An 8,558-nucleotide genomic window follows, 5' to 3' on the forward strand; every position below is an offset into this window, starting at 1 on the left:
GATGATCGGCATCCTCCAGCACGACCTGAGTTTCGCCACCGCGGCCGAAACCTACACGCTGATGACCGTCGGCGATGGCCTGGTGGCCCAGATTCCCGCCCTGGTGATCTCCACCGCGGCGGGGGTGATGGTGTCCCGGGTGGATACCAACCAGGATGTCGGCCAGCAGATGATCGGCCAGCTATTCGTCAATCCGCAGGTGCTCGCCCTGACCGCGGGGGTGCTGGGCCTGCTGGGGCTGGTGCCCGGCATGCCCAACGGGGTGTTCCTGTTATTCACCGCCCTGTTCGGCGGCCTGGCGTGGGTCCTGAAAAACCGCCAGCTGCGGTCGGTGGAGGGAGAAGTCGTCGCGCCTCAGTTGACCGTGAAGGAGGAGTTGCCGGAGGCCAGTTGGGACGATGTGCAGCTGGTCGATGTGCTGGGTCTCGAGGTGGGGCATCGCCTGATTCCGCTGGTGGATGCTTCCCAGCGGGGTGAGTTGCTGGCGCGGATCAAAAGTGTGCGCAAGAAGATCGCCCAGGACATCGGCTTCCTGCCGCCGGTCATCCACATTCGCGACAACCTGGAACTGCCCGCCAATGTCTACGTGGTGATGCTCAAGGGTGCCGAGGTGGCTCGCGGCGAGATCTACCCGGGCAAGTGGCTGGCCATTGATCCCGGCCAGGTTTCCGGGGAACTCGACGGCATCAAGACCCAGGACCCGGCCTTTGGGCTGCCGGCCTATTGGATCGAGGCCAACGGCCGGGAGCAGGCCCAGATCAGTGGCTATACCGTGGTGGATGCCAGCACCGTGGTGGCCACCCACCTCAACCATCTCATCCACCGCTATGCGGCAGAAATGCTCGGCCGCCAGGAGGTGCAGCGGCTGCTGGACAAAATCGGCGAGGACAACACGTCACTGGTGGAGGATGTGGTGCCGAAACAGATTACCCTCACGCAATTGCAGCGGGTGTTGCAAAACCTGCTGCACGAACAGGTCTCCATCCGCGATATGCGCACCATTCTTGATACCCTGGCGGAACACGGTCACCCGAATTCCAGCGTCGATGAGTTGACGGCAGCGGTGCGCATTGCCCTGGGGCGCTCCATCACCCAGCAGTGGTACCCCGGCAACCAGGTATTGAATGCCATCGTGCTCGACGGCCAGCTGGAACAGGTGCTCAGTCAGGCGTCGCTCAATGGCGGGGTGCTGGAGCCGGGTTTGGCGGAAACCCTGGTCGAGCAGACGCGCAATGCCATGGGGCGCCAGGACGCTGCCGGAGAGCCGCCGGTGCTGGTTGTTCCCCACGGCTTGCGACCCATGCTGGCGCGGTTTTTACAGCGCCGGGTGCCGCATTTGATGGTGATGTCGGATGCCGAAATTCCCAGTGATCGCAGCCTGCGCATCACCAGCGTGGTGGGTGCCGCGTCATAGCGGCAGGGCCGCGGCGAGCTCGATGGCGAGAAATAATCCCATTAATGCCGCTTAATTGGGGCTTTCATTGCCGGGCAAAGCAGAATAATGGCAAGGGTAAACAGTAGTTGGAGTTACTCAGATGATAGCTGGGGACCGTGTAGCCAGTCGGGGGACCGGGGTGTACACATCTAAGGGCAAGATCCATCAGGACGCCCTGATCGAACAGTATCTTCCTGAAGTGAGGCGCATAGCCCTGTCATTGCAGGTCCGGTTGCCTGCGAGCATCGAACTCAATGATCTGATCCAGGCCGGAGTGGTGGGCCTGATTGAGAGCATGGGTCGCTTTGACCAATCCGTCGGCGCCAGTTTTTCCACCTTTGCCAGTCAGCGTATTCGCGGTGCCATGATCGACGAATTGCGCACCCGTGACTGGATGCCGCGCAGCGTCAGGCGCCGCGCCCGGGATATGGACGCCTGTATACGGCATCTGGAGCAGCAGCTCGGTCGCCCTCCGGTGGAGCGGGAAATCGCGGAAGCCCTGGAGATGAGCATGGAGGAGTACCGCCAGCTGCTGAGCGATACCAATAGCGGCGACCTGTTGCCGCTGGATGACCTGATCGGCGCGAGAGTGGATGAGGAATTCGGTGAAACCCGGTCGAGTTCACCCTTCGAGGAACTGCTGGATAGTCAACAGCGGGAGCGCCTGGTGGAAGCCATTGACGCGCTCCCGGAACGGGAAAAAATCCTGATGTCCCTGTACTACCAGAAGGAAATGAACCTGAAGGAAATCGGCGTGATCATGGGGGTTACCGAATCACGGGTTTGCCAACTGCACAGCCAGGCGGTCAGCCGCTTGAGGAGCAAGTTGAGTTATTGATGTGGATTGTTCCCAGTTTTTGCCAATTCAGGTGGAAAGGCCGATATGGCGAAGATGTTCCGAGAAATTATTGTGAGACAGTTCACATATATTTTGTCTAGCTTCGCGCATTTTAATTTCCCCCTGTATGCTGTGCTTTATCTGCCCTTCGTATGATGCGGTGCCAAGAGTTTGGTGATTCTGTTGGCTCCTCGGAAGAGGGAGTGTCATCTGATGACCTTTGGTCGGTTTGGAGTGTTGTTGGAAACTGCCTGGTGAGATTTTGATTGCAGCACACTGTTGGCCGTCATTATGGTTGGGTTGACCTGTATGGAACCTGAACGGACCTGCCTGACTAGGCATTCGAGCCAGTCACCACCTTCCGCCATATTTACGGAAGTGATTGGCTGAGGATGGAGAATGAGAGGGCGAAGCAACCATGATTTTACAAATAGCCGATACTGCTTCTATGACTGAGAAAAAAATTCTGGGGGGAACCCGGGTTTTGCTGGTGGAAGACAACCTGGCCAACCAGAAAGTTGCCCTGGCGATGCTGAGCTACCTGGGAGCGACTTCCGTGGTTGCCGGCAGCGGCGAGGAGGCCGTGAAGATCTTCGCGGATTGCCGGGCAAACGTCGTATTGATGGACTGCCAGATGCCCACTATGGACGGTTATCAGACCACAAGGATTATCCGCAAAATGGAAAAGGAAAAAGGACTGAAGGCGACGCCGGTCATCGCGCTCACCGCCAACGCCATGCACAAGGACCGGCAGTTGTGCCTCGATGCCGGGATGGACGACTACCTGACCAAGCCCATTGAGTACGAGTTGCTCGGCAAGGCGATACTGAAAAATATGGCCCTGTCGGCTGAGCAGGCTGGGGCCAATACGGTAGCAACGGCATCACCGCCGACGGCTGTGGCCTGCGGCGAAAAGCCCCCCTCTGGTATTCCTTCCGGACTCGATCACGGGGTGCTGGCGCAACTGAAAGGTGTGTGTGAGCTGCCCGAGCTCTACGAACAGATACTGTCCATCTATCTGGTGGAGTCAAAAAGTCAGATCTCCGATCTGGATGAAGCCTACCAGGCCGTGGATGGGGTATTGCTTGCCGAAGTGGCCCACGGCCTGAAATCCTGCAGTAGAAATATCGGCGCCAGGTTGCTGGGGCAGCTGCTGGAGGATCTCGAATATACCGCCAAGTCCGGTGTGCCGGCGCCGTCCGAAACAGACTTTCTGTATCGTCAGACCCTGGCGGAGTACGAACGGGTAACCCTGTTAATCGAAGAGGAAATAAATGCCCCTTCTGCGCGTGCGAACTGAGCCGCAGAATGCTTGATTGCGGCCCTGTCAGACGGCATACCCGAGCACCGTGAAGTAGTGAAAGGCGCTGCCGGCGATCACGCACAGATGCCAGATCAAATGCGAATACTTTATCCTCGAGTCGAGAATAAAAAAAATGACCCCCGCGGTGTAGGACAGGCCGCCCGCCAGCAGTAACAGCAATCCCTCCCACGGAACCCGGGCGAGCAGCGGATCGATTGCAATCACCATCACCCACCCCATCAGCAGATACAGGCCGGTAAACAGCATGGGCCGGGATGCCTGGTAGTGTAGTTTCAGCGCCACGCCGGCGATGGCCAATCCCCAGACAATCGCGAAAAGTGACCAACCCCAGGCCCCGTCGAGAATTCCCAGGGTGAACGGCGTATAGGTGCCGGCGATCAGGAAGAAAATCGCCGAGTGCTCGATCAGCCGAAAAATATGTTTGGCCCGGCCAATCGGCAGGGCGTGATAGATGGTGGAGGTCAGGTAGAGGAAGATGATGGTCGCGGCAAACACGCCGCTGCCAACCAGAAAGGGAATGCTTTGCTGTTGCAGCGCGCGATGAATGAGCAGCGGGGTGCCGGCGAGAGCGGCAACCAGGCCGAGGCCGTGGCTGATGCTGTTGGCCATCTCTTCGGCGGCGGATTGCTCGCGATAGGGGACTGGATGCCAAATGCGCATGTTCGTTCTCTACGTTGAAAGTCGATGATACGGTGGTGCGAGGGCAGCGGATACCGGCAGTTCCGCTCCAAGCCTGCAGCCTAGAGTGGCTTTGCGGTTTTGGGATGCTTCGACGCTGCCCGTACTGCACAAGCATAGGCCTTATTTGCCCAGCTGCGCATTTCATCGGGGTCATCAAGGGTCTCTTCCGGCGCCTGGTAATAGCATAGCTGGCACGGCTTGTTCTGCCTGATGTAGCTAAATACCTCCAGCCCCCGTTGCAGGAAATGTTCCTGGGTTTTGGCATCGGCTTTCAGGTAAAGCGTACCGTCCACAACGAGTGCAAACATGAGTCCATCGAGAAAGATGCCGTGGCCGCCGAACATGCGTTTGGCCCTCGCCGGGCCGATCACCTGCAACAGGTCGACCAGGTAGGCGACAAATTGCTGTTCGGCCCGCGACGCTGGCATGAGGTTACTTGGCTCCGCCCCAGGGGGATGGCCTGGCAAAGGTCGAGAGATACAGGCTCTCGACCTTGTCCCTCGCCCACTGGGTCTTGCGCAGAAACTTCAGGGCTGACTTGATGGACGGGTCGCTTTTAAAGCAATTGATATTGATTCGTTCCGCCAGACCCTCCCAGCCATAGTGGTCCACCAACTTGGTGACGACCTGTTCCAGGGTGACGCCATGCAGGGGATTGTTCGGTTGCTGCCTGTTCATAGGTTCATTGATCACCATCGCAGTTGTGTTGATACCCCCAACGCTCGCAACCCGGCCCTGACAGCGCGCGGCTTGGGGAGGCCCGCACCATACAGTGATGCGAGCGGAGATGCACTTTCAGTGTGGCTGCCCCGCGTCGAATCAAGGCATGGAAAACAGTTGACCTGCAATACATTCATATCGGCAGAGGCATTCAGCAACACCCTTGAGTACCGAGGCCAGGATATTGGTTTGGGAATAAGGATAACCCACCCGTGTGGAATGCGCCGGTTGAAAGCGCGGGGGGTGAGATCGACACCTGACAGTCATGTGCAACGCAACTGCTGGGAGAATCGGGATAAAACCCGTCGCCGGTCAAAACGGGCGCCTGAGCGCAGAAGCGGAATGCTAAAATCAACCATCAAGTCACCCCAACTGGAACAACTTCAAATGATCAGTGCAGCATTGATCGGCTACATCGCCGGGGCCTGTACAACAGGCGCCTTCGTCCCCCAGGTGATTCATACCCTGAGGACTAAAGACACCAGCGCCATTTCCCTGGGCATGTATCTCATCTTCGTGTCCGGAGTGATCCTGTGGCTGCTCTACGGAATACTGTTGGAGGAGCTGCCGCTTATCGTCGCCAATCTGGTCACCCTGATGCTCTCCTCGGCCATTCTGGTATTCAAGATCAGGGATACGCTGGTTGCCCGCAGGGCGCGGCGCACCTAAAAAAGCGAGCCGGGTTGGCCGTGAATGGCATGGCCCGCCCGGCTCCAGGGGGTTGCTGGTGAAAAACTGGTCCGCAGCGGGGCCTAGAGCCTGATTTCGCTGATCTGGATTTGCGGCTGCACATTGGTGAAGTTGGGCAAGTCCCCGAGAATGTCTGCGGCGTTGGGGCCGAATGCCTGCTGGAATGATGCCACGGAATCGAAGGTCAGGTGCCCCATGGCAATAAACGCCGGCGCTTCTCCCGGCGCGGCGCCCGCCAGTCCGTGGTCTACCGCGCCGCCTTTCAGGGCATCGCCGAGCAGCGACACCACCATGGGCACATGGGTATTGCAGTAGTAATCGATGTCGAAAGTGGCTTCCGGGCTGTTTGGGTACATCACGCTGACTTTTATCATTCTGTGTCCTCCTGCCTGATGAATACTGATTCTGTAGGGTAGGGCCTGTTGGCCGCCGCGATCTATGTAGCGGGCTTCATGCCGCGCAGCTCAGGCCATCTGAATGGGAAATTACCCCTGGGTTTGCAGCTGAGCTGTTGGCGCGTTGCTGGAGAATAATGGCGTGCGCCTTGAACAGAGCCGGTGCCGCGACCGGCGCGAAAAGCGGCTAGACTGAAAATACCCCGATCAGGAAAGTCGCCAGGAGAGTGGCCTTATGTACCGCGAGCTGCTGTCACAACTGCAGGGCTCCATCGTCAGGCGCGGCCTGCTGCCCGAGCCCGATCCGCTGACCCGCTTCCCGCCGGGCTCCCCCTTTGAACCCCTGGACGAGATTGGCCGGAAATTGCCGCAGCTGCTCAACCGCCCCGAGGCCCGCGACTATTTAAGGGGCTGCCATATTCCCGAATTCGAGCCCCAATACTGTCATGCGCCGGACGCCGAGCTGCGGCTCTACTATGTGCGGCTGGGTTTCATCGCCTCGGGCTACATCAACCAGATCGGCCAGCCGCCCTGTCATTCACTGCCGGCCAATATCGCCGTACCGTTGGTGAAGGCTGGCGAGTTGCTGGAGCGGCCGCCGATACTCTCCTACGACGGCTACGCCCTTTACAACTGGTACCGGCTCGACCCCGACGGCCCCATCGCCCTGGGCAATATCGACACATTGCAGAACTTTGTTGAACTTTACGACGAGCACTGGTTTATTCTCGTGCACGTGGAGATCGAGGCATTGGCCGCGCAAATCTTCCGGGCACTGGCGCCGGTTCTGAACAACTGGTGCGCAGAGACCATCAATGCCGCGCTCCGGCAGATTGCCGATTGTCTGGAAAAGCAGTTACAGGTGTTGCGGCGTATACCGGAGCACATGTCGCCGGAACTCTACTTCCGCGCCTTTCGCCCCTATATCCGCTTCTTTGAGGATGTGAGCTACGAAGGGGTCAACAACCAGGTGCCCCTCAGCCAGCGCGGCGAAACCGGGGCGCAGAGTTCCATCATCCCCGCTCTGGTGGCGCTGCTGAAAATCCCCCACAAGCCCAGCACCCTGACCAACCACCTGCGCGACATGCGCCACTATATGCCCGCAGGGCACAGACTGATCATCGAAGAGCTGGAGCGCCTGACGCCGCTCAACAGTCTGGCCGAACCGGAACCCTTTAACGCCGTGCTGGAAAACCTGGCGCTGTTCCGCGAGCAGCACCTGCGCTGGGCCGAGAGCTATATCAACACCCACGTCAGCGACCCCCGCGGCACCGGCGGCACGCCCTATATGCAGTGGTTGCAGCAGTTGATTGATGAAACAAGGGCATATCAGATGTAGTGAATGGCACCGCGATTTGCCGTCACCGCAACTCCGAGTAGTGGTCCATTAACGTGGTGCTAATTTGCCGACTGCAAGGGGAGCCGGTCCGCGCAGTGGGCAATGTCGCCTGTTTTTGTTGGGCGATTTATAGATGCTGGCGCGTGCGTGCTTTCGGTCGCACGATGTACCAACTCGCTAAAACCAGAGCGCCAAAGCCCGTGTACAGTACAATGAAAACCCATTCTGGAGCGCTATAGTAAAGCAAGTTTTGCAACCAGTGCTGGATAAACGAACCTGAATACGACTCCGAATGAGTGGCTTCTCTTAGTGCCATTTCCCAAATGGTTAAAGGGCAAATGACGCCAATCCACGACTGGACGACCACTATTCCAATAGCGAATAAATGAAGTATTCTGAAGGCTCTATTCCTGACCCAATGCCAATTTAGAAAATATCCAAAATAAATGGCAAGAAGCCCGAATACGACAAAGAAAACGAACAATGCATGTGCGACTAAAATCGCATCTGCCAGCAATATTAACAGTGCTTCTTTCGACACACTTTTTCACCTAACGCTTTGCTCAGCCGATGAACTAGCACCAGTTGGCTGGGGTGCTGGAGCGCAATTTGGCCACTTTCTCATTTTGCTTTTAACGCCCCAAGCAGGCGCGTGTTTGTAGTGGCGCCGAAAGCGGAACGACAAACACGTTGGCCTGGCTTGGATTGTTATGTGCTTATTCCTTACAAGGGACGAACCTTGTTTGCGCATGGGCCCTTCTGGCCTTGACCCACTTCGAACTCAACAGCCTGGCCATCTTTCAGTGTTGCGAACCCTCCTCCTGCTTGAATTTCTGAATGATGAACAAACAGATCTTTACCGCCGTCTTCTGGAGTAATAAAGCCGAAGCCTTTATCTGCATTAAACCACTTTACTGTACCCTTACTCATGGTGTCTCTCTCATTGTGGTGATCTTTAAGAATCTATTTCAGTTATCACCATTACGGAAATAGATGTGAATTCAATTTGACGCGTAACGAGCCTGTAGAAAAACCCATTTTAGCCAGATCACACTTCCCATCTTCTGATTTTCCATGTCATGGCTCATCGGTTTTTGCTATTCAAGTATTATTAAAATGTATTGCTGCACAACACA

11 protein-coding genes are annotated in these 8,558 nt (G+C 57.1%); 5 read left to right on the forward strand and 6 right to left on the reverse strand.

Features of this window, described 5'->3' with window-relative positions; genetic code table 11:
- The 3 genes from ABY948_RS09675 to ABY948_RS09685 all read left to right on the forward strand — a co-directional run.
- Nucleotides 1–1,414, forward strand: a 1,414-nt coding sequence (locus ABY948_RS09675) for a flagellar biosynthesis protein FlhA (RefSeq protein WP_461482328.1), incomplete at its 5' end; no start/stop codon positions are given.
- Between the two features lie 160 nt (nt 1,415–1,574).
- Entirely contained in the window at nt 1,575–2,273 is a 699-nt protein-coding gene (locus ABY948_RS09680; RefSeq protein ID WP_461482329.1) for an RNA polymerase sigma factor FliA, read from the forward strand.
- Between the two features lie 448 nt (nt 2,274–2,721).
- Nucleotides 2,722–3,573 (forward strand): response regulator, encoded by an 852-nt coding sequence (locus ABY948_RS09685; RefSeq protein WP_461482330.1) that lies wholly within the window; start codon nt 2,722–2,724, stop codon nt 3,571–3,573.
- Nucleotides 3,574–3,600: 27 nt separating this feature from the next.
- Here the strand turns inward: ABY948_RS09685 and trhA are convergent, their stop codons facing one another.
- The 3 genes from trhA to ABY948_RS09700 all read right to left on the reverse strand — a co-directional run bounded on the left by trhA (nt 3,601) and on the right by ABY948_RS09700 (nt 4,956).
- Nucleotides 3,601–4,257: a PAQR family membrane homeostasis protein TrhA gene (gene trhA / locus ABY948_RS09690; RefSeq protein WP_461482331.1), complete on the reverse strand. Its 657-nt coding sequence runs from the start codon at nt 4,255–4,257 to the stop codon at nt 3,601–3,603.
- 80 nt (nt 4,258–4,337) lie between these two features.
- On the reverse strand, nt 4,338–4,706 hold the full coding sequence (locus tag ABY948_RS09695) for a TfoX/Sxy family protein (protein WP_461482332.1): 369 nt from the start codon (nt 4,704–4,706) through the stop codon (nt 4,338–4,340).
- 4 nt (nt 4,707–4,710) lie between these two features.
- The gene (locus tag ABY948_RS09700) at nt 4,711–4,956 is read right to left on the reverse strand and encodes a VF530 family protein (RefSeq protein WP_461482333.1); all 246 of its coding nucleotides are present in this window, start codon (nt 4,954–4,956) and stop codon (nt 4,711–4,713) included.
- Nucleotides 4,957–5,340: 384 nt separating this feature from the next.
- Between ABY948_RS09700 and ABY948_RS09705 the strand changes: the two genes are divergently transcribed.
- Entirely contained in the window at nt 5,341–5,667 is a 327-nt protein-coding gene (locus tag ABY948_RS09705) for a SemiSWEET transporter (protein ID WP_461482334.1), read from the forward strand.
- An 83-nt stretch (nt 5,668–5,750) separates the two neighbouring features.
- Here the strand turns inward: ABY948_RS09705 and ABY948_RS09710 are convergent, their stop codons facing one another.
- Entirely contained in the window at nt 5,751–6,062 is a 312-nt protein-coding gene (locus tag ABY948_RS09710; RefSeq protein ID WP_461482335.1) for an EthD family reductase, read from the reverse strand.
- 256 nt (nt 6,063–6,318) lie between these two features.
- Between ABY948_RS09710 and ABY948_RS09715 the strand changes: the two genes are divergently transcribed.
- Nucleotides 6,319–7,422, forward strand: coding sequence for a PrnB family protein (locus ABY948_RS09715; RefSeq protein ID WP_461482336.1), 1,104 nt, complete (start codon nt 6,319–6,321; stop codon nt 7,420–7,422).
- A gap of 127 nt (nt 7,423–7,549) precedes the next feature.
- On the opposite strand, the gene ABY948_RS09720 is transcribed toward ABY948_RS09715, so the two are convergent.
- Both ABY948_RS09720 and ABY948_RS09725 read right to left on the reverse strand, forming a co-directional pair.
- Nucleotides 7,550–7,963, reverse strand: coding sequence for a DUF2784 domain-containing protein (locus ABY948_RS09720; protein ID WP_461482337.1), 414 nt, complete (start codon nt 7,961–7,963; stop codon nt 7,550–7,552).
- Between the two features lie 182 nt (nt 7,964–8,145).
- Nucleotides 8,146–8,352: a cold-shock protein gene (locus tag ABY948_RS09725; RefSeq protein ID WP_461482338.1), complete on the reverse strand. Its 207-nt coding sequence runs from the start codon at nt 8,350–8,352 to the stop codon at nt 8,146–8,148.
- Nucleotides 8,353–8,558: the final 206 nt, after the last annotated feature.

Source organism: Porticoccus sp. (genome assembly GCF_041592135.1).
Taxonomy (GTDB): Bacteria; Pseudomonadota; Gammaproteobacteria; order Pseudomonadales; family Porticoccaceae; genus Porticoccus.